Origin of the sequence: Litoribrevibacter albus, assembly GCF_030159995.1 — a bacterium.
GTDB classification, from domain to species: domain Bacteria; phylum Pseudomonadota; class Gammaproteobacteria; order Pseudomonadales; family Litoribrevibacteraceae; genus Litoribrevibacter; species Litoribrevibacter albus.
Window position 1 is genome coordinate 209,204 of the sequence record NZ_BSNM01000015.1, and the last position, 20,414, is coordinate 229,617.

16 protein-coding genes are annotated in these 20,414 nt (G+C 45.1%); 8 read left to right on the forward strand and 8 right to left on the reverse strand.

Features of this window, described 5'->3' with window-relative positions; all coding sequences use genetic code 11:
* Window positions 1-2 precede the first annotated feature (2 nt).
* From rsxC to metG, 5 genes are all read right to left on the reverse strand, one after another.
* Window positions 3-2,897: an electron transport complex subunit RsxC gene (gene rsxC, locus QQL66_RS13380; RefSeq protein WP_284382048.1), complete on the reverse strand. Its 2,895-nt coding sequence runs from the start codon at window positions 2,895-2,897 to the stop codon at window positions 3-5.
* Entirely contained in the window at window positions 2,897-3,502 is a 606-nt protein-coding gene (rsxB, locus tag QQL66_RS13385; RefSeq protein WP_284382049.1) for an electron transport complex subunit RsxB, read from the reverse strand. Before rsxB ends, rsxC begins: the two co-directional genes overlap by 1 nt.
* Window positions 3,503-3,511: 9 nt before the next feature.
* Entirely contained in the window at window positions 3,512-4,093 is a 582-nt protein-coding gene (gene rsxA / locus QQL66_RS13390) for an electron transport complex subunit RsxA (RefSeq protein WP_284382050.1), read from the reverse strand.
* 241 nt (window positions 4,094-4,334) lie between these two features.
* Window positions 4,335-4,622, reverse strand: a complete 288-nt coding sequence (locus QQL66_RS13395) for a type II toxin-antitoxin system ParD family antitoxin (protein ID WP_284382052.1) — start codon at window positions 4,620-4,622, stop codon at window positions 4,335-4,337.
* A gap of 214 nt (window positions 4,623-4,836) precedes the next feature.
* The gene (gene metG, locus QQL66_RS13400; protein WP_284382053.1) at window positions 4,837-6,903 is read right to left on the reverse strand and encodes a methionine--tRNA ligase; all 2,067 of its coding nucleotides are present in this window, start codon (window positions 6,901-6,903) and stop codon (window positions 4,837-4,839) included.
* Window positions 6,904-7,210: 307 nt separating this feature from the next.
* Here metG and apbC point away from each other — a divergent pair, with 307 nt between their 5' ends.
* From apbC to QQL66_RS13415, 3 genes are all read left to right on the forward strand, one after another.
* A complete protein-coding gene (gene apbC / locus QQL66_RS13405; protein WP_284382055.1) occupies window positions 7,211-8,299 on the forward strand; it encodes an iron-sulfur cluster carrier protein ApbC in 1,089 nt (362 codons plus the stop codon).
* A gap of 104 nt (window positions 8,300-8,403) precedes the next feature.
* A complete protein-coding gene (gene dcd / locus QQL66_RS13410) occupies window positions 8,404-8,973 on the forward strand; it encodes a dCTP deaminase (protein WP_284382056.1) in 570 nt (189 codons plus the stop codon).
* On the forward strand, window positions 8,973-9,611 hold the full coding sequence (locus QQL66_RS13415; RefSeq protein ID WP_284382057.1) for a TetR/AcrR family transcriptional regulator: 639 nt from the start codon (window positions 8,973-8,975) through the stop codon (window positions 9,609-9,611). Before dcd ends, QQL66_RS13415 begins: the two co-directional genes overlap by 1 nt.
* Window positions 9,612-9,763: 152 nt before the next feature.
* On the opposite strand, the gene purN is transcribed toward QQL66_RS13415, so the two are convergent.
* Both purN and purM read right to left on the reverse strand, forming a co-directional pair.
* Window positions 9,764-10,408, reverse strand: coding sequence for a phosphoribosylglycinamide formyltransferase (gene purN, locus QQL66_RS13420; protein ID WP_284382058.1), 645 nt, complete (start codon window positions 10,406-10,408; stop codon window positions 9,764-9,766).
* Window positions 10,409-10,523: 115 nt separating this feature from the next.
* Window positions 10,524-11,567: a phosphoribosylformylglycinamidine cyclo-ligase gene (gene purM / locus QQL66_RS13425; RefSeq protein ID WP_284382060.1), complete on the reverse strand. Its 1,044-nt coding sequence runs from the start codon at window positions 11,565-11,567 to the stop codon at window positions 10,524-10,526.
* A gap of 301 nt (window positions 11,568-11,868) precedes the next feature.
* Between purM and QQL66_RS13430 the strand changes: the two genes are divergently transcribed.
* The 5 genes from QQL66_RS13430 to murI are packed head-to-tail and all read left to right on the forward strand — an operon-like array spanning window position 11,869 to window position 16,601.
* Window positions 11,869-13,317 (forward strand): DUF2066 domain-containing protein, encoded by a 1,449-nt coding sequence (locus QQL66_RS13430; RefSeq protein WP_284382062.1) that lies wholly within the window; start codon window positions 11,869-11,871, stop codon window positions 13,315-13,317.
* Between the two features lie 46 nt (window positions 13,318-13,363).
* Window positions 13,364-13,924 (forward strand): CDP-alcohol phosphatidyltransferase family protein, encoded by a 561-nt coding sequence (locus QQL66_RS13435; protein ID WP_284382063.1) that lies wholly within the window; start codon window positions 13,364-13,366, stop codon window positions 13,922-13,924.
* A 19-nt stretch (window positions 13,925-13,943) separates the two neighbouring features.
* Complete coding sequence (locus QQL66_RS13440; RefSeq protein WP_284382065.1) at window positions 13,944-15,002, forward strand: AI-2E family transporter; 1,059 nt, start codon at window positions 13,944-13,946, stop codon at window positions 15,000-15,002.
* Between the two features lie 44 nt (window positions 15,003-15,046).
* Complete coding sequence (gene hda, locus QQL66_RS13445; RefSeq protein WP_284382066.1) at window positions 15,047-15,766, forward strand: DnaA regulatory inactivator Hda; 720 nt, start codon at window positions 15,047-15,049, stop codon at window positions 15,764-15,766.
* A 25-nt stretch (window positions 15,767-15,791) separates the two neighbouring features.
* Window positions 15,792-16,601: a glutamate racemase gene (gene murI / locus QQL66_RS13450; RefSeq protein WP_284382067.1), complete on the forward strand. Its 810-nt coding sequence runs from the start codon at window positions 15,792-15,794 to the stop codon at window positions 16,599-16,601.
* 45 nt (window positions 16,602-16,646) lie between these two features.
* On the opposite strand, the gene QQL66_RS13455 is transcribed toward murI, so the two are convergent.
* Window positions 16,647-20,165, reverse strand: a complete 3,519-nt coding sequence (locus tag QQL66_RS13455) for an ATP-binding protein (protein WP_284382069.1) — start codon at window positions 20,163-20,165, stop codon at window positions 16,647-16,649.
* Window positions 20,166-20,414 lie beyond the last annotated feature (249 nt).

Genomic DNA, 20,414 nt, shown 5'->3' on the forward strand with positions numbered 1-20,414 from the left:
AATTATCCTTTCAGGGCGTCCATTGCAGCCGTTTTAGCTTCATTGGCCTGGTCGTATTTTGCTTTAGCTTCAGCTACTTGTGTTTCTAGCGCCGAGGTCTCATCACCGGCTTCTTGTGCAGCGGTCAGTTCTCTTTCCAGCTTGCGCCATGCGGCTTTGGTTTGAGAGGCGGCCACTTTCAGCTCTTTTGCTTTCTGAGCCGGATCGATATCGTCTGCATTTACGACTTCTTCCGGTGACTTATTGTCAGATGCTGTCTGAATGTTTGGCTCTGATGCTTGGCTTAGCTCTGGTGTTTTGGTCGCCGGCGCTTCCTTCTGAAGCTTTACTTTTTCCTGAAGTACTAACTTCTTGGCATTCAGCTTTTCGTAGCTTTGAACGGCTTCGGCCAAAGTGTCTTCCAATGCCTTGATCTCTTCAGCAGCTTGACCGGCTTCTTTCGCTTCATCAACGGCTTTCTGCGCTTGTTTAGCAGCAGCTCGAGCTTGAGATGCCTGTACTTTCATCTCTTTGTATTTCTGGTCGAGCGTCTTGGTTGCAGGCGCCTCTGAGGTTGTTTCAGTTACTTGAGTAGGTTGAGACGGCTGTGTAGCAACGCCATTCTTTGCGTCGTCTAGCGCTTTCTTAGCCGTTTCGTAAGCCGTTTGTAATTTAGCTACGTCGGCTTCCTGTGCTGTGATTTCTTCATCGGAAAGTTCACCGGCTTCTTTGGCTGTATCCAAGGCGCGTTGTGCTTTCAAATACGCTGCGCGAGCTTGTGACGAAGCGACTTTTAATGCTTTAACATCAACGGTTGGTTGTGCTTCTGAAATGTTTTCAGACGTCGATGTTGAAGGGGTATCTCCAGGTCTTTCAGAATTTCCTGATTTAGCGTCGTCCAGTGCTTTCTTGGCGTCTTCATAAGCGGTGAGTAATTTCGCTACTTCCGCTTCTTGTGCTTTAGTCTCGTCGTCAGAGAGTTCGCCGGCTTCTTTCGCGGACTCTAGGGCACGTTGTGCTTTTAAATGTGCAGCTCGTGCTTGCGAGGAAGCGACCTTCAGTGCTTTTAGATCAGGGCCTGGCGCAGAGGAGGTTGCAGGTGCTGTTGGACTTGTTCCGCCACTTCGAGCCGCATCCATTTTCGCTTTGGATTCTTCATAGGCGGTTTTCAGTTTAGCAATTTCTGTCTCTTGCTCACTGATCTGCTCAGGTGTTAATTCACCGGCTTCTTTAGCTGCATCCAGAGTACGTTGAGCTTTTAAGTAAGCCGCGCGTGCTTGAGAAGACTCTACTTTCAATGCTTTTAGATCAACGCTTGGTGCTGACGCATCGGCGCCTTTCTTGGTTTTAGCTCGGGCGACTGCGGCTGCAATCGCAGCTTTTTTATCGTCGTCAGCATTTTCTGAAGCTGTCGTTTCTGTTTGAGCCGTTGTTTGTTCTTTTTCAGCTTTTGCCTTAGCCGCTGCATCTGCGCGGGCTTTACGGCGCGCTTCTTTTTCAGCCTCTTCTTTGGCAAGGCGTTCTTGGCGTGCTTCAAAACGAAGTTTTGCACGATCCGACTTGATGTGTGCTTGCTCTTCCGCACGAATCCCGCCTTTGGCAAAGCGGAAATACTGCACCAATGGAATATGACTTGGGCAGACAAATGAACAGGCGCCGCATTCAATGCAGTCAAATAAGTTAAAGTGTTTTGCTTTATCGAACTCTTTAGCGCGCGAGAACCAATACAACTGTTGTGGCAGCAGCTCAGCAGGGCAGGCTTCTGCACACATTCCACAACGGATGCAGTCCTGAGCTTGGGCCGGATTTGGGAACTCGGCTTCAGTAGCTGCAAGAATGCAGTTAGTGGTTTTGATAACTGGTAGGTCGGTAGACTGAAGCGAGAAGCCCATCATCGGGCCACCCATGATTAAACGGTGTAAATCATCTTCATCCAACGCGCATTGGTAAAGCAAATCTGAAAGTGGAGTACCAATTAAGGTTTCAAAGTTGCCTCGATCCGCCACAGCATTACCTGTGACTGTAGTGATACGGCTGATTAACGGCTCACCGTGTAGAACGGCCTTACTAACGGCCGCAACGGTCCCGACGTTTTGACAAACAATGCCAAGATCAGCAGGAATACCACCGTGAGGAACTTCTTTTCCTGTCAAAATTTGAATTAGCTGCTTCTCACCACCCGATGGGTATTTTGTCGGAATCGCAGCAACTATGACTTCAAATGGCAGCGTGTTCGGATGAGATTCAATAGAGGCTTTCAACGCTTCTACGGCATCCATTTTGTTATCTTCAACGCCAATAATGCAACGGCGAGGCTTCAGTATATGTCCAAGGATGCCAATGCCTACAATAATTTGATCGGCACGTTCACGCATCAACAAATGGTCTGCCGTGATGTAAGGCTCACATTCAGCGCCATTGATAATCAGGGTGTGAATATGATCGTCATCTTTAGAGGTAAGTTTTACTGACGTTGGGAAGCCTGCACCACCCATACCGGTAATACCATGATTACGGATATGGTTTAGCAATACTTTAGGATCGGTATGACGATAATCTTCAATGATTTCTCGTTCGCACCAGGTTTCTTCACCGTCAGTTTCGAGAATCAGAGTCTCGGCAGTTAAACCAGACGGGTGTGGAATGGCACGATTCTCAATGGCGATAACCGTACCTGATGTCGGTGCATGCAAAGAGGCACTGATGAAACCATTCGCTTCAGCAATACGCTGACCTTTTAATACCTTATCACCGACCTTTACTGATAGCTCCGACGGACTGCCAATATGTTGCTGCAAAGGAAGATACAGCTTTTTAGGTAGCACTGCCTGACGAATAGGTTTTTGAGAGGACTGTTCTTTGTTCTCAGCCGGATGAATGCCGCCGTGAATGTCCCAGAGTTTTATTGCTTGACTCATTAGGCAGCAGCTCCTCGACCTTTATCAGTGATGATGAGATTATCGTTTTGTGCCGACACTGCGTTTGCAGTGGAAACCGGCTGTTCCCAACTCCAGGTTTGAAGCGTAGGCGCAACCGGCACCATATCAATACAATCAACCGGGCAAGGTTCAACACAAAGATCACACCCAGTACATTCACTGGCGATGACAGTATGCATTTGTTTGGCTGCACCCAGAATCGCGTCAACCGGACATGCCTGAATGCACTTTGTGCATCCGATGCATTCGTCTTCTCGGATAACCGCAACTTTAGTTACGGATTCTTCACCGTGCTCGGCATCCAGTGGCTCAGGTTCTACGCCTAATAAATCGGCCAAGGCGTTAATGGTGCTTTCGCCACCAGGAGGGCATTTATTAATCTTTTCACCATTGGCAATGGCTTCAGCGTAAGGCTTACAGCCAGGGTAACTGCACTGACCGCATTGTGTTTGGGGGAGTAGAGCATCAATCTGATCGACGATCGGGTTACCTTCCACTTTATATCGAATGGAGGCAAACCCCAGGATGGCTCCGAAAAGTAGTGAAAGGCCAACCAGTGCAAGGATAGCGGTTAATAACGTCATATCGCCTCCTTACAGCGTAACCAAACCAGTAAAGCCCATGAAGGCTAACGACATTAAGCCGGCTGTAATCATACCAATCGCGGCACCCTGGAATGGTACTGGTACATCGGATACCGTAATACGTTCACGCATGGCGGCAAACAGTACCAAGACCAATGAGAAGCCAACAGCGGCACCGAACCCGTAAAAGACGGATTCAATGAAATCGTTTTCTTTTTTGATGTTCAGAAGAGCCACACCCAATACCGCACAGTTGGTGGTAATCAGTGGCAGGAACACACCTAACACCTTATATAAAACCGGGCTGGCTTTACGGATGAACATTTCGGTGAATTGAACCACAACCGCGATGACCAGAATGAACGAAATCGTTTTCAGGTAGGTGATGTTAAGTGGCTCAAGAATGAATTCGTAGGTGAGGTAACTACAAACGGACGATAACGTAAGTACGAAGGTGGTTGCCAGCGACATACCCATGGCGGTTTCGAGTTTATTTGATACCCCCATAAAAGGGCATAAACCTAGAAACTGAACCAGAACGAAGTTGTTCACCAGAATGGTACTGACCAGAATCAGTAGATAATCAACCATCAGCTATATCACTTTATCCGCTTAATCAAAAATGCCAAAGAGCTAGTGCTTATAGCCGTTTTATGACAGAGGCACGCAGATCTCAGTCAACAAAACGTAAATAATCAGAAGAAAGTTATAATAATTCTAGAATCTCAGGCGCGCGTATTATCTGGCAGCGAGCATTTCCAATCAAGGTGTAATGGCTTTGTCATTAAGAGAATTGTCTATAACTCTTATCGGTTTAATGGATAATATCTTGTTAGGAATTCGGATTTTTGGATAAAGGTTGTTCGTGGATGATGTGGTCGATGCTCATGTGATCCTCGAACCTGGGAGTATTTTGGTGGGGTGAGCTAAGGTGGGGTGAGCTAAGGCTGGGTGAGCTTAAGTTGCTGAGGCCGTTAGCAAGCGGGTGATGGGATCTTCTTTCTTCAAGGGCTCTTAATGCATCTCGTAGCACTTCAGATACAGATACGTATCGTCCACTTTTAATTTCTTGCTGAATGAAGTGCTCCCAATGTACTCCTAAGCTAAGACGGTTGGCCACGTTTTTTCCTTGTGTAGTGATTTTTCTTCAGGTGTGAATTGTCGTAGCTTCACCTTGCCGTGTGACTTTTGGAGCATCAATCGGAGGAATGTCTGAAATCGGCAGATATCAAGTGGGTGTTGTGATTGAAGCACAAAAAAGGCCGGAATTAATCCGGCCTTTTGGTGTGTGTCTAAGTAAAGGGTCTAAGAAAAACTTAGCAATATGTAAATACTTAGAATACACGCATACCAGGTTCTGCACCGTCATCTGGTGAGAATAGGTAAATTTCTTTACCGCCAGGGCCTGCTGCCATCACCATGCCTTCAGAGATGCCGAACTTCATCTTACGTGGCGCCAGGTTAGCAACCATGATGGTTTTACGACCGATCAGGTCTTCTGGATTGTAGGCTGATTTAATGCCAGCGAAGACATTGCGTTTCTCGCCGCCTAAATCCAACGTCAGTTGTAGCAGTTTACCTGCGCCTTCCACATGTTGTGCGTTTTCGATTAAGGCGACGCGCATGTCGACTTTTACAAAATCATCAAACGTGATTTGCTCAGCTAAAGGATTATCTTCCCAGTGTTTGCTACTGGTTTCTTCTGAAGCTGGTTTTGCGTCTGTTTTCGCCGCAAGTGCTTGTTCGGCTTCTAAATCTGCCACGGTTGCCTCTTTCATTTTCTCGATTTGTGCACCTTCAACACGTTGCATCAAAGGCTTGAACTTATTGATGCTGTGTCCTTTAAGAACTTCTTTACGGCTTTCCCAAGACAGCGTCTCCAGGTTCATAAAGGCTTGAACTTTCTCAGCCATTTCTGGAAGTACAGGTGCTAAATAAATAGTGATCTGGCGGAATAGGTTGATACCCATCGAGCAGATATCCAAAACTTCCTGTTCTGATCCTTCGTTCTTAGCAAGCGCCCAAGGTTCTTTAGTTTGAATGTACTCGTTTGCACGATCCGCCAATTCCATGATCAGTTTGGTCGCTTTACCAAACTCACGGGTTTCGTAGAACTCGGCAATTTGCTCACCCGCTTCGATGAAACTTGCCATCATTTCAGGTTCAGCAACATTCTCAGACAGTGCACCACCTGCTTTTTTAACAAAGCCGGCACAACGAGAAGCAATGTTGACGTACTTGTTTACCAAGTCTGCGTTTACACGCTGAACGAAGTCTTCGAAGTTCAAATCGAAATCGTCTACACCGCTGCCGAGTTTTGCTGCGAAGTAATAACGAAGGGCTTCTGGATTAACGTGATCAACGAAAGTGCGGGCTTTGATGAAGGTGCCGCGAGACTTCGACATCTTAGCGCCGTCTACCGTCACAAAACCGTGCGCGTTTACTGCAGTTGGTGTACGGAAACCTGAACAGCTCAACATCGCAGGCCAGAATAGGGCATGGAAGTTGATGATGTCTTTACCGATGAAGTGGTATAGCTCGGCTTCTGAGTCTTTCGCCCAGAATTCGTCAAAGTTAATGCCTTCACGATCACACAGGTTTTTGAAACTCGCCATGTAACCGATAGGGGCATCCAGCCAAACGTAGAAATATTTGCCAGGGGCATCTGGAATTTCGAAACCGAAATACGGTGCATCACGGCTGATGTCCCAATCTTGAAGACCACCTTCCAGCCACTCTTGAAGCTTGTTGGAAACAGACTCTTGTAGATGGCCTGCTTTGGTCCATTCTTTTAGGAAACCATCAAAATCTGTCAGCTTGAAGAAATAGTGCTCCGAATCTTTCTGAATCGGTGTTGCACCAGAAATAACAGATTTCGGATTTTTAAGATCAGCAGGTGAATAGGTTGCACCACAGGCTTCACAGTTGTCGCCATATTGGTCATCTGTGCCACATTTCGGACACTCACCTTTAATATAGCGATCTGCCAGGAACAGGTTTTGCTCCGGGTCGAAGGCTTGAGTGATCATTCGAGTCGCGATATGACCATTGTCGCGGCACTGCTTATAAATGTATGAAGACAACTCTCGGTTCTCATCGGAATGGGTCGAGTGGTAGTTGTCGAATTTGATTTTAAAGTCTGCAAAGTCTGCTTGATGCTCTTCTGAGATTCGAGCAATTAGTTGTTCCGGTGTAATACCTTCACGTTCTGCGCGTAGCATGATGGCGGTGCCGTGTGCGTCGTCGGCACAAACGTAGTAACACTCGTGTCCACGTGATTTCTGGAAACGGGACCAGATATCCGTCTGAATGTACTCAAGAAGGTGACCCAGGTGAATCGGGCCATTGGCATACGGCAAGGCGCTTGTTACAAGAATTTTACGCGGTTGAACGTCGGTCATTGTTGAAACTCAGCTCGTTAAAGGTTGATCAAACAGTGTGATTATCCGTGACATCGAATAGACCTATCACTATAGGCTAATTGCATAGGTCATAAACGTGGAGCGCAATATTACTTGGTTTGGTGAAGATTTTCACCTCTCACGTATCGTTTGCCCAATTCAATTTACAGAAAAATATGTGAATCCAAAGTGCCGATTATGGTTTAATACGCGCCATCTTGTTATACGTGCGGCAACTCCAGGCAGTGTTCAATCTCTGAACTGACTTTTCTCTGCCAGACGCGCAATTTTAAAGGGAGTAATCCAGATGATTGATCGTGCCCAGATCGAAGAAGTAATCTCCAGAATCACCGACCCTTACCTTGAGCAAAACTATGTAGAAGCTGGTGCGATCGACAGTGTCGACATTAGTGAGCAATCCATCGATGTGAAATTGACTTTGCCATATGCTGCCGGTTTTTTCGGTGGCGGCGTGAAGCAGCTTCTTGAGAGTGGATTGTCTGCTGAGTTTGATGAACATCGCGTTTCTGTGACTGTAGACTGGAACGTTGCAGCCCAAAAGGCGGCTAATAATCTTCCTGGTTTGAAAGGCGTTAAAAACATCATTGCGGTTGCCTCGGGTAAAGGCGGTGTGGGTAAATCCACAACGTCAGCGAACTTGGCGTTAGCGCTAAAGCATGAAGGTGCACGCGTTGGTTTGTTGGATGCGGATATCTACGGCCCAAGTCAGGGATTAATGCTGGGTGTGGCGGATGATGTTCGCCCTGAAGTAAAGGATGAAAAGTTCTTTCTTCCGGTGGAAGCCCATGGCTTACAGGTTATGTCGATGGCGTTTTTGGTGACCGAGAACACTCCGATGGTATGGCGTGGGCCGATGGTCAGTGGGGCGCTTCAGCAATTGCTGACTCAGACGCTGTGGGATGATCTGGATTATTTGGTGATAGACCTTCCGCCGGGAACGGGTGATATCCAGCTGACCTTGTCTCAGAAAGTACCTGTGACAGCGGCTGTGATTGTAACGACACCACAAGACCTTGCATTGCTGGATGCGAAAAAAGGCATTGAGATGTTCCGCAAAGTGAACGTGCCAGTGCTTGGTGTGATTGAAAACATGAGTACGCACATCTGTACTAAGTGTGGTCATGAAGAGCCGATCTTTGGTGAAGGTGGTGGTGATCGCATCGCGAAAGAGTTTGGTACCTCTTTGATCGGTGAGTTGCCATTGTCGCTTAGTATTCGGGAAAAAGCGGATGCCGGTAGCCCGCATGTGGCGGATGACCCGGAAAGCCCGATTGCGATGATGTATATCGAGATTGCTCGTCGAACGATGGCGCGTTTGGCTCAACAAAATCAGGCACAGGATGAGATGCCGATCATTCAGATGAGTGATGATTAATAAATTCGATGTATCTGTCTGCGTAGGCAATTAACTGGTACGCAGGTATGATGTACGCAACATATTTTAAGGGGCTGACTTCAGCCCGGAATAGGAGTGAATAAATGTCAATTAAGTCGGATAAGTGGATCCGTCGCATGGCGCAAGAACATGGCATGATTGAGCCGTTTGAGGCTGGCCAGGTGCGCTATGGTGCCAACAACGATCGTTTAATATCTTACGGTACGTCAAGTTACGGTTACGATGTTCGTTGTTCAAACGAGTTTAAAGTGTTTACAAACATTCATTCGGCAACGGTAGATCCGAAAAACTTCGATGAAAAAAGTTTTGTGGATATTGTTGATGACGTGTGTGTCATTCCACCTAACTCATTTGCACTGGCGAGAACGGTTGAATACTTCCGAATTCCACGCGATGTTTTGACCATCTGTTTGGGTAAATCCACCTATGCGCGCTGCGGCATTATTGTAAACGTAACGCCGTTGGAACCGGAATGGGAAGGGCATGTGACGTTGGAGTTTTCTAACACAACGAACCTTCCTGCGAAAATTTATGCCAATGAAGGTGTTGCTCAGATGCTGTTCTTACAGTCGGATGAGTCGTGTGATACTTCCTACAAGGATCGTGGTGGTAAATACCAAGGACAAACTGGCGTAACACTACCGAAGACCTAATGAAAGAATCTACTACCCCAAGAGTTACTCTTAGAAAGAAGCCCACTCAGGCGCGCTCTATTCAAAAGTACAATCGTATTTTGGATATGGTAGCTGAGTTGGTTGAATCAGGAGGGACAGATTGGATCACGACAAATCTGATTGCAGAAAAGGTGGGTGTACCTATTGGTACCATCTATCAGTTCTTCCCTAATAAAGAGTCGATCTTGTACGCGCTTTTTGAGCGTCAGTTGCATCAGTTGGATACGCACTTCGAGCCGTTTTTCTCGGAGGCGCTGGATGAACTGTCGATGGATCAGCTGATGGGGCAGGCGGTATTTTCCATGAGTACGGCCTATGAGAAAGTTCCGGGTATGGTGAACATCATGAACAGCATGCATGTGCACCCGGATTTTCGTGAGCTGGTGGATATTAATAACCGTCGGTTGGCTAAGTGGTTATCCGGCTTGTTAAAACGTCGTTTTCCGGATGAGTCTGACGATCAGTTGATGTTGGTTGCAGAAGCGGTTGTGGAATTGGGTGATTCAATTTTTAGAAAATTGCTTCAACTGCGCCCAAGGGATGAGCTGCGTGAAATGATGCTGATCGGCTTTAAACTGGCGGTGATTGCCTTAGTAGATCAGCGGTTAGGTTCTTGATTATGAGTGTCTCAGATCTTGGCTTTTGAGATCTGGTTTATCCTATGTATGAGACACTAAAAAGGGAGTTCATTTTGAACTCCCTTTTTAGTGTCTGTAAGTTTTGTATCTAAAGACCGGTTCTGACTGATCTTTTATCATCAATTGAGCGGCTAATTGAAGTTGTTGATACGCAGGCCATGATTAGGTAATTCCTTGCCATCCAGAATGGCGGATTCCTCTCCCATGGTTAGACGTCCTTCGGCGAACAACTTAACGGTCTCAGGGAAGATAATGTGTTCTTGGGTAAGGACACGAGCGGCCAGATCTTCTGGCGTGTCTGTTGTTTCGATTGGGACAACGGCTTGCATGGCAACTGGGCCACCATCCAATTCTTCTGTCACGAAGTGTACCGAACAGCCGTGTTCGCTGTCTCCTGCTTCAATGGCGCGCTTATGTGTGTGCAGACCCTGATATTTAGGAAGCAGTGACGGGTGGATGTTGATCATTCTGCCTAGATAATGACGTGTGAATTCCGGTGTCAGAATTCTCATAAAACCAGCAAGAATCACCAATTTTGGTTCGTATTGATCAATAATTTTTATCATGGCTTGATCAAACGCTTCACGGCTTTCAAATGCCTTGTGATCCAGTACGTCTGTATTAATGCCTGCCTGTTTTGCTCGCTCTAATCCATAAGCGTCGGCTTTATTGCTGATGACTGATTGAATGGTAATCGGTAGGGTCTGGTTTAGCTGACCGTCGATCAGGGCTTGTAAGTTGGTTCCGCCCCCAGAGATGAGTACAACGACATTCATGGTATTTGTAATTCAGCTGAGTTGAAAAGGTAGTTGAAAAAATAAAGGGTTAAAGCACGATATTTGATTTGCGCTTTAACCCATGATTACAACAATATTTGTTGTGAAGTACCGATTACAGGTTTTGAACCTCAACCTGTTCTTCGTCAGCACTTGCTGCTTCGATTGAGCCGATGATAACTGGTGATTCGCCTTCTGCTTTCAGAAGTTCAACCGCTTTATCCGCTTCATCCGCAGGTACTACGACCACCATGCCGATACCGCAGTTCAGAGTACGAAGCATTTCGCGATCTTCAACGTTGCCTTGTTCTTGAAGCCAGTCAAATACAGCAGGGCGATTCCAGCTTTTTGCATCAATCACGGCTTTTGCGTTTTCAGGTAATACGCGAGGTAGGTTTTCGTACAAACCACCACCAGTAATGTGAGATAAAGAGTTCACAGTGACCTCTTTAAGAAGTGCTAGTAATGGCTTCACGTAAATGCGTGTTGGTTCCAAAAGAACTTCACCCAAGGTTTTACCGTCGAACTCTTGATTGATGTCGATGTTTTTAACTTCAAGAATCTTACGGATCAAAGAGTAGCCGTTTGAGTGAGGTCCTGATGATGGTAATCCGATCAAGGTATCGCCAACGGCAACTTTAGAACCGTCGATGATTTTTGATTTTTCTACAACGCCAACGCAGAAACCTGCAAGGTCATAGTCTTCACCTTCGTACATGCCTGGCATTTCAGCGGTTTCACCACCAACCAATGCTGCACCCGCTTGTTCACAGCCAGTACCGATGCCTTCAACTACTGATGCGGCAACATCTACATTTAGTTTGCCGGTAGCGTAGTAATCAAGGAAGAACAAAGGTTCTGCACCTGCAACCACCAAATCATTAACACACATAGCAACAAGATCGATACCGATGGTGTTGTGAAGGTTAAGGTCCATTGCCAGACGAAGCTTTGTGCCTACGCCGTCAGTACCTGACACAAGAACAGGTTCCTCGTAGCCTTTAGGAATTTCGAATAAGGCGCCAAAACCTCCAAGGCCCGCCATTACGCCAGGACGGCTGGTACGTTTAGCAACACCTTTGATTCGCTCAACCAATGCGTTACCTGCATCAATGTCAACGCCAGCGTCTTTATAGCTAATGGATGTCTGATCTGTCATGTGTTCTCGCCCGATCATAGTAGTGTGTTTGAAAAAGAATCTTTTCCTAGTGTCTGATGTTGTAACTATTGAATGCTCAACAGGGAATTATAGAAGAGTCACTGATTTACTGTGCATATGTAATAGCATGAGACGCGTCCCATCTTATGTATTACAATTGCGTCGCATAAAAATTCAGTTCAATAGTCCAATTCGTTGATCCCATTTGATATGGTTTCAGCTCACTTGAATGGGGCGCTATTTTATCAGCACCCGTAAGGACGACCAAGATAAATATTGTAAGAGCATGGAAGCAGTGTCTATGTATCAGATTTTAAAAGGTTTTTTTGTTTTTCTTTGCGCTTTTTTTGCTTCCGTTTCGATAGCATTTGGGCAAGATGTTGGTTCTAACACCATAATTCGCAAAGTTGTAAGTCAACAACAGGATGAATTCAGAGCGTCGGTAAAGGACGCTTTTATAGAATACCTGACTATTATGTCAGGAAATTCAAGGGTTTCTGAGCTTCCTCAGGTGGCCCCTATGGTTGCTCAAGCCGATAAGTTTTTACTCGAATTCAGATATGAACCATTGGCTGATGCTGATCTGGAAATTGTCTCCGAATTTGAACAAAGCCAACAAGCCAAGTGGCGATTAAAACTTCAGTTCGATCATAAAGCTGTAGAAACTTCACTTTTCAAAGCAGGCGCACCCATCTGGCCTCTTCCAAGACCTGGTTTGATGGTTTGGGTCGCTCATGAATCTGAATTGGGACTTCGAGGTGTCATCACGCAAGAGGATGCAGAGCCTTTAAAATCTCAGCTTGAAGGGATAGCTTCAGGCAGAGGTATTCATTTAACATTTCCTGTTTTTGATGAAAAAGATCAGAACGTGCTGTCCGCTTCCGCACTTTGGGGGTTCTTTCAGGAAGATATTGAGCTGGCAACATCTCGATATCAGCTGAAAAATAGCGTTGCTGTTAGAATCTATCCTGAAACAGAGGGTGTTTGGCAGTACAGTGGCTTGATGATTAGCCCTAACGGCGCTTTGCCTTTTGCTGGTTCGGCGGAGTCTTTGGATATGGCTGCCAGTAATGCGGTGAGTGATGCCATTAATTTGATGTCTGAAACTTATTCTATTCAGGTTGATCCGAATGATCAGCGTGATGTTGTCTTAAATGTGGCTGCGGTCACAAACTACGATCAGTTGCATTATCTGATGGCAGACATTAACCAAATTTTAATGGTTCAGGATGTTAGACCTTTATCCCTGAGAAGGAATGATATTCAGTTGAAGTTGAAAATCTTAGGTGATGAACAACTCCTAAAATTAATGTTGGCAAATAAGCCATACTTGTTGGAAACCATTAAAGTGGATGATCAGCCTGTTGTGACGTCTGATCGCTTCACTAATGAACGCGAACAAATCTCACCGGTGACGACAGAGTCGGTGGGTGTGTCTACTGCTATGGTAGACGAGAATAGTACAGAAGAAAAAATTGAGGTGATGACTCAAGAGGGTGATCAAAACCAAGGGGCTGTACAAAACCAAGAGTCTGTACAAAACCTGGATTCGGTAAAAGACGATGTTGCAGTACAAAACGAAGATTCAGTACAAAGCGAAGGTTCCGTACAAAACAACGATGCTGGCACTGAGTCGGTTGCTCAGTCGAATGTTATCTCATTGTATTATCAGTATCAGAATATCCAGTTAACTCCTGATGTTTCGGCAGAAGAGTCATCAGAAGAGAATCAGTTGTTGATTGAAGAGTAATGATTCATTTGTTAGACAGTTTTAAATTAGTAGGATCGTTTTGCGTATGAGCATGGCTGGCTTTAGTTGGATTCCAAATGCATTAACCATTCTACGTTGCTTGTTGGTTGCGCCTGTTGCCTGGTTTATCTATCAGCAGCAATTTGTTGCGGCTCTGCTAACTTTTGGCTTTGCAGGCTTTACCGATGGTTTGGATGGCTTTTTAGCCAGACGTTATCAATGGCAGAGCTATTTGGGTTCTATTCTGGACCCAATTGCAGACAAACTGTTAATGACGGTCAGTTATATCGTGTTGACGGCGGTAGGCTTACTTCCACCTTGGCTAATGTTTGCTGTGGTATTGAGGGATGTTGTAATTATCCTGGGTGCTTCTGTGTTTCGTTGGCTTCATGGTCCGTACATGATGTCACCGAGTAAGGCAGGTAAGTTAAGTACCTTCTTGCAGATTCTATTAGTGCTTTGGCTCTTGATTGTTCAGGCGTTTTCTTTATCCGGACAAGCTATTTCAATGTGGCTGATTTGGATGACATTAGCTGTGACTGTGTACAGTGGTATGGAATACGTGGTTACTTGGTTTAAGAAATCAAAGGATTTGAAAAGCTCTTAATGCTTTCTAGGGAAAGAAAATGACAGTTTCGCAGCGTTGGTTTTTTTTAGTCATAGCATTAATTTGTGGCTTCTTTGTTTACTTATTACAGCCGATTTTAATGCCGTTTATTTTAGGGATTTTAATTGCGTATCTTGGCGACCCTATCGTTGATCGATTTGAAGCGTGGAAGTGCCCACGGACGTTGGGTGTAACCATTGTGTTTTTGGGATTTACACTAATCACGGTGCTTTCATTATTGTTGATTATTCCTAGTCTGATTCGGCAGATCGAGTTGTTACGTGGAGTGATTCCTGATGCGGTACTCTGGGTGGAGCATGTGTTGGCTCCCTGGTTGGCAGAGAACCTGGGATGGCAGTTAGATAAGTTATCCACTGATGGCATACGCCAAGCGGTACAAGAGAAACTGTCGGGACATGGCAGCTTACTTGCGGCAATTGCCAAAAAGGTAACTGTGTCCTCGATCTCTATGCTGGTTTGGGCGGCTAATTTAATGCTGGTGCCTGTGGTTTCATTTTATTTGATGCGTGACTGGGATTTGATCGTTGGGCGAATTCATTCCATGTTGCCGAGGAACCTAGAGGGAACAGTTACCCATCTGGCTAAAGAAAGTGACGAGGTTCTGGGCTCGTTTTTAAAGGGGCAGTTGCTGGTTATGTTGTCTCTTGGCGTGATTTACGCCATTGGTTTATGGATAGTAGGGCTTGATTTAGCGTTATTAATTGGTATGGTGGCGGGCCTTTCCAGCATTGTTCCGTACTTGGGCTTTATTGTCGGAATAGGATTTGCCATCATCGCGGCTATGTTCCAGTTTCATGACTGGTTGCCTCTGGTTTATGTGTGCATAGTGTTCGGTGTTGGTCAGGTGCTTGAAAGTGTGTTACTGACCCCCATATTAGTAGGCGATAAAATTGGATTGCATCCAGTGGCTGTCATTTTTGCCATTATGGCAGGAGGGCAATTGTTTGGTTTCACTGGTGTATTAATCGCGTTACCTGTGGCTGCGGTGGTTATGGTAATACTCCGGTTTGCATATTCGGGCTACAAAGGTAGTCACTTCTATCATGCAGGCCAATAAAGGTATTATTGACTGTTTAATTAACTAAAGATGATCTGAAGAGAATGGCAATTTCTCAGTTAGTACAGCTTCCTCTTGATGTTCAGCTCAAGCCTGAAGCGAACTTTGACAGCTTTTGGGCGGGAGAAAATTCCGCAGTTGTTGATGCGTTACTGCGCTTGTCAGAAAGCATTGTGCTGCAAAATCCGATAGAGACGAATTTCTATTTATGGGGTGCAGAAGGTGTTGGGAAAACACATCTTTTGCAAGCCTTATGTAATCAGGTTGGTTCCAAAGGGATTGATTGTGTGTATCTTCCTTTGCCTGAGTTACTTAAATACGGCCCTGAGGTTATGCAGGGTATTGAAAATATGAAGTTGGTCTGTCTTGACGATGTTCAGTGTTTGATCGGAAACAAACAGTGGCAAATTGGCATCTTCCATTTATTTAATCGATTACGTGATCGTGGACATTGCCTGGTTGTGTCGAGCGATGAGTCTGCACTGCAAATTCCTTTGGAATTGGCTGATCTGAAGTCCCGATTCAGTTGGGGGTTAACCTTTAAATTGGAAAGTCTGTCTGAATTAGATGCCAGAAACTTGCTAATCGATCATGCAAATAAACGTGGTTTGGAAATGTCGGAAGAAGTGGCGGATTACATCGTCACCCGCGCTCGTCGTTCTGCTCCGGAATTATTAACTACGTTGGAACAATTGGATCTGGCGAGTTTGTCTGCCAAGCGTAAATTGACTCGGCCGTTCGTTAAAGACGTACTGGATTGGTAATTTAGTCTGTGAATAAGGTGCGTCAATGACGTTTCATCGTATTCTGATTCTTGATTCCGGGGTTGGTGGACTAAGTGTATTTGATGAAATAGTCCAAAAGCTCCCTTCGCTTGATGTCGATTATCTCGCTGACCATTCTTTTTTTCCCTATGGTACAAAGGCTCCTGAGGCGATTATTTCGCGTGTGGCTCAATTGGTCAGACACTGTCTGGAGCAAGATACCTATTCCTTGATTGTTGTGGCCTGTAATACTGCGAGTACTGTCGTGTTGGACTCTTTACGCGCGGAATTTGACTTGCCTTTTGTTGGCGTGGTCCCAGCCATAAAACCAGCCTGTGCGATGTCTCAGTCCAAGCGGGTTGGGGTGTTGGCGACTGAAGGAACCGTGACCCGTGATTATACCCACGAATTGATTCGAAACTTTGGTCTCGATAATGACATAACACTGGTCGGTTCGGCGCGTCTTGTGGAAATTGCGGAGCAGAAGTTAGCGGGTGAAGAGGTTGATCGAGCAGAACTTAAAGCCATTCTTGCACCGCTGAAAGCGAAGCAAGTCGATCAAGTGGTGTTAGGGTGCACCCATTTTCCCTTATTGAAAGCTGAGTTAATAGAAGTTGCTGATTGGCCTGTGAATTGGGTCGACTCGGGACAAGCAATTGCACTGAGGGTAGAGTCATTGTTAAGTGGCCAGACTTCAGGCCTGAAGAAGAAAAGAAAAGACGAGTCTTCTCGTTGTTATCGATTCATATCAACTGATTTGGCTAGATTAAGCCTTCCTCGATCAATCTCTAATAGCTTCGATCAAATACTGTCATTATCTATCGCTGTTTCTTGATCGATGGCTTTTATTGAATCTTTAACCTAGCGTACTCAGTATCGGTTACAAGGTGTTTGAGAGAGGTTCTTGCTGGTGATTAAAATACTTACTTAACAGCTCCTCAAGAGCATTCATTGTGACGGGTTTTGGAATGAAGTCATCCATGCCAGCCTCAATACACTTCTTCTTGTCTCCCTCAATGGTGTTGGCGGTGAGCGCAATGATTAAGTTCTTACCACCTAGGTTTGCTTCTCTTGCCCGAATATTTCGGGTGGCTTCAAAGCCATCCATGACAGGCATTTGGCAGTCCATCAGAATGACATCGTAATTATGATGGAACATTTCAAGCGCTTTGGTTCCATCCTCAGCCAGATCTACAGTGCACCCTAGTTTCTCAAGAATGCGTGTTGCGACTCGCTGGTTGACCGGGTTGTCTTCCACCAACAGTACCGAGATTGCAAAGTTGGCTTCTTTGGTGCTTTGGTTTGAATCTAACAGAAGGTCCTTTTCTGTCAGGTCTGCCTTGGTCAGTAATTGTTTTTGAGTGTCCTGTTTGATTGTTAACCGCTGAAGCATTGCTTCCAGAATGCTGTATCGATAGATTTTGGAATAACAGCCATCAAAATAGTCAGTGATTAGTGGTTCTGGTAACAGGTCATTTTGAGCGCTGTTCGCAAACACAACCCACATGGACGGGTGCATAGGGGTTAACTTTTCCATCTCGCTGTTAATGCACTGGTAGTCAAAGTCATCTGATATATGGATTAATGAAATGGCCTTGGAGACTTCGTCTTCGCGAGCAAATAATTGATCCAACTGTTCATTGGTTTTAACTGGATGAACGCTGGCACCAAAGTGTCTGAAAATTTCTTTGAGGGAATCCAGTTCGTTGTCATCCTGACAAGCCAGGCAAATGTGTTGGCCTTGCATTAATCCTCGGGAAAATAGCTCAGGAGCTCCTTTGGGCGCGGCTAATGGTAGATGCAGGCTGAAGGTAGATCCGTGGCCCTTGATGCTTTCGACCGAGATTTTGCCACCCATCAGTTCTGCAAGCTGGCGAGAGATGGTTAATCCCAGACCCGTGCCTCCAAAGCGGCGGGTAGTGGAACTGTCTTCTTGTGTGAAGACTCTGAAAATGTCGTTCAGCTTTTGATTGTTAATGCCGTAGCCTGTATCAACGACTTCAATGACTAATGGTACTTTGTTGGATAACGGACGCACCTGAACTGATGGGTCACGCTTCACATGAATCATCACGTGGCCTTGTTCAGTAAATTTAATCGCATTGGAACATAAGTTAAGAATAATTTGTTTGATGCGAACGTAATCGCCAATCAGTTCTTCCGGAAGGTCAGGCTGAATACGGGTGTCGAGATTAATTCCTTTTTCGGCGGCTTTGATATTCAAAAGGGCGGAAACATCTTCAACCAGTCTCACCAGGTTAAAAGGAAGGATTTCGATTTGTAGTTTGCCGGCCTCAATTTTTGAGAAATCGAGAATGTCATTCAGAATATTCAGAAGGGTGGAGGCGGAATTATTAATGGTTGAAACGTATTCGTTTTGTTCTGAATTAAGTTCTGTTTTTTGAAGCAGTGACGCCATGCCCAGAATCCCGTTCATTGGGGTTCTTAGCTCATGGGACATGTTAGCCAGGAACATGCTCTTGGTCTTGTTAGCGGCTTCTGCTGCACGCTTCGATTCAATCAGTGCTTTTTCTGCACGTTTCTGAGCGGTAACGTCCTTACACACGCAGTAAATGATATTTTCACCCTGGAATACCATAGAAATCAGCGAAATATGGATGATGGAAATGTCATCTTGCTTAGGTGCCAGGAAGTTAAGTTCTTTATGAGAAGAACCATTACTTGATGCATCATCAATCAGTTGATTGATTTCTTTTATTCGCTCTGGCTCATTCATGTGTGGTGCTATCAGAAGTTGCCCCAGATTGGCACCATTGATTCGGTCTTCATCTGCCTTCAGTAAGTTGGCACCAGAATGGTTGTAATCAATGATCTCGTGGTTACGGATCAAGAAAATAGGTTCGCTGGAGGCGTGGCACACTTCCAGGAACTTGGTTTCACTGTGTTCCAGTGCAATATTCATGGATTCACGCTCATCAATCACCTGATTCAGGTGAAGAGCTACTTCACTGATCTCATCATTTCCATAGACAGAGACTTTATTTGAAAAGTGCCCGCTCTTGGCATAACTCGATAGTGTCTTGTTTATTGAGCCAAGCGTATTGGAAGCTCTGGATACCAGCAAATAACCCAACCAAAGAGAACCGATAATCGCAAGGAGGGTGACGATAATGTAGCGAACCAGCTGATGGCGAGCGCTGTCTGAGAGATCGATGATTTCACTCAATGCCTGTTGGCTGATGATTTGACGAATGTTATGAATGTGGGCGCTTTTCTGCTTGGATAGCTCATACCATTCGGTTAATTCAAAAATAAGAGCCGCTTCTTTTAGAGATTCAAGGCTGTGTTTCAGCTCATCAATCCACGATTTAGCATCATCAGTGCTTTCAATATTCTCACATCCGTTTAGTAGTGTGTTTAAAGCCCTTAATGGTGAGTGTTCGGCGGGTTTGGTTTTTGAAAGGAAGCGGTATTTGTCTAAAAGAATGAAGATACGACTGCTGCTTGAACGAATGAGTGGAGAGACTTCACTGCCTTCTTGCGCTAATTGACATAAGTTGTACCACGATCGTGTTTGGAAAATATGTTCTAACTGCTGAATGATTTCCAGTTTTGCAGGCAGGTTCAGCATTTGGTCTCTCAATTCATTGATTTTTTGAGAGGTGGTTTGGCTTTCACTGCCGTAAAGCATGTTCTTTTGCTTTTCAGTCGCTAACTCGAAATGAAAGTCATCGTACAATGCATTCTGAACCAGCATATTGGTTTGTAAGAACTTATTCTCATCGTTGTTTATGCCTGGTGAGCTCATGAAGGTTAATCCATGTGCCGTTTCAAGACTTACCTGTTCTTCAATACGTGCCAATAAGTTAGATACATTGGTTTTTTGAAGAACAGATAGGTCGTGGTTGGTGGCTGTAATGGCTTTTACCAAATATAACGCGGTCTGAATGATGTCAGAGAAGAAATAGAAATAGTCAGAGTTGGGGTTCTTGTTATCAAAACCTGCGCGCACATCGCGCATAGATTCCAGGTCAAAGATCAGTTGGTTAAGGTCATTGACTGGATCATTGATTCGTCGATCCGGATCAAGGCTTCTAGGGTCTTTGAATCGCTTGCTGATCTCGCTGCGTTTAACAAATTGTTCCAGTTGATGGATTGCGTTATCGACCACTTTTCTGTGTCTCAACAACGCTTCCTGGTAGGTTTGGTTTTCTGTAATTTGATAAACTCGGCTTAGGGTACGCTCTGTTTGTAAGCCGCTAACAATGGAATAAATGTAATCAATGGCGTGGAAGTCAGTGGCTGTGGTCGAAAAGTCCTGGTAAACATTGTACCTTTCTTCGATAGCCTTAATTGAAAAGGCCAAAAGCGTAATGCTGGGAAGCAATACGATAAGAGCGAGCTTGTAACGAATTTTTAGGTTGTTAAACCAATTCATCCTTGGTATCTCTTGGACTTAGTCTTCTAAGTTTAGCAAAGTCTACGCCTTTCAATCCTTGATGACATAATTCAAGTCAATTCTTTTGAATAATGCTTTAAGGCGACAATGATCGTACTTGTTGTCTTTGTTGTGCAGGGCGACTTAAGCCAATTAAATCCAAACATCTGCGTCATCACTGTGACAAACGAGTTACTCTCAAGTTTAGACGATGTTGTAACATTTTCGCTGATAAATGTCGCCCTTAAT

Excerpts from the sequence above, each read along its gene's own strand:
- rsxC (WP_284382048.1), bottom strand. The coding sequence starts at position 2,897 with ATGAGTCAAGCAATAAAACTCTGGGACATTCACGGCGGCATTCATCCG.
- rsxB (WP_284382049.1), bottom strand. The coding sequence starts at position 3,502 with ATGACGTTATTAACCGCTATCCTTGCACTGGTTGGCCTTTCACTACTT.
- rsxA (WP_284382050.1), bottom strand. The coding sequence starts at position 4,093 with ATGGTTGATTATCTACTGATTCTGGTCAGTACCATTCTGGTGAACAAC.
- metG (WP_284382053.1), bottom strand. The coding sequence starts at position 6,903 with ATGACCGACGTTCAACCGCGTAAAATTCTTGTAACAAGCGCCTTGCCG.
- apbC (WP_284382055.1), top strand. The coding sequence starts at position 7,211 with ATGATTGATCGTGCCCAGATCGAAGAAGTAATCTCCAGAATCACCGAC.
- dcd (WP_284382056.1), top strand. The coding sequence starts at position 8,404 with ATGTCAATTAAGTCGGATAAGTGGATCCGTCGCATGGCGCAAGAACAT.
- QQL66_RS13415 (WP_284382057.1), top strand. The coding sequence starts at position 8,973 with ATGAAAGAATCTACTACCCCAAGAGTTACTCTTAGAAAGAAGCCCACT.
- purN (WP_284382058.1), bottom strand. The coding sequence starts at position 10,408 with ATGAATGTCGTTGTACTCATCTCTGGGGGCGGAACCAACTTACAAGCC.
- purM (WP_284382060.1), bottom strand. The coding sequence starts at position 11,567 with ATGACAGATCAGACATCCATTAGCTATAAAGACGCTGGCGTTGACATT.
- QQL66_RS13430 (WP_284382062.1), top strand. The coding sequence starts at position 11,869 with ATGTATCAGATTTTAAAAGGTTTTTTTGTTTTTCTTTGCGCTTTTTTT.
- QQL66_RS13435 (WP_284382063.1), top strand. The coding sequence starts at position 13,364 with ATGAGCATGGCTGGCTTTAGTTGGATTCCAAATGCATTAACCATTCTA.
- QQL66_RS13440 (WP_284382065.1), top strand. The coding sequence starts at position 13,944 with ATGACAGTTTCGCAGCGTTGGTTTTTTTTAGTCATAGCATTAATTTGT.
- hda (WP_284382066.1), top strand. The coding sequence starts at position 15,047 with ATGGCAATTTCTCAGTTAGTACAGCTTCCTCTTGATGTTCAGCTCAAG.
- murI (WP_284382067.1), top strand. The coding sequence starts at position 15,792 with ATGACGTTTCATCGTATTCTGATTCTTGATTCCGGGGTTGGTGGACTA.
- QQL66_RS13455 (WP_284382069.1), bottom strand. The coding sequence starts at position 20,165 with ATGAATTGGTTTAACAACCTAAAAATTCGTTACAAGCTCGCTCTTATC.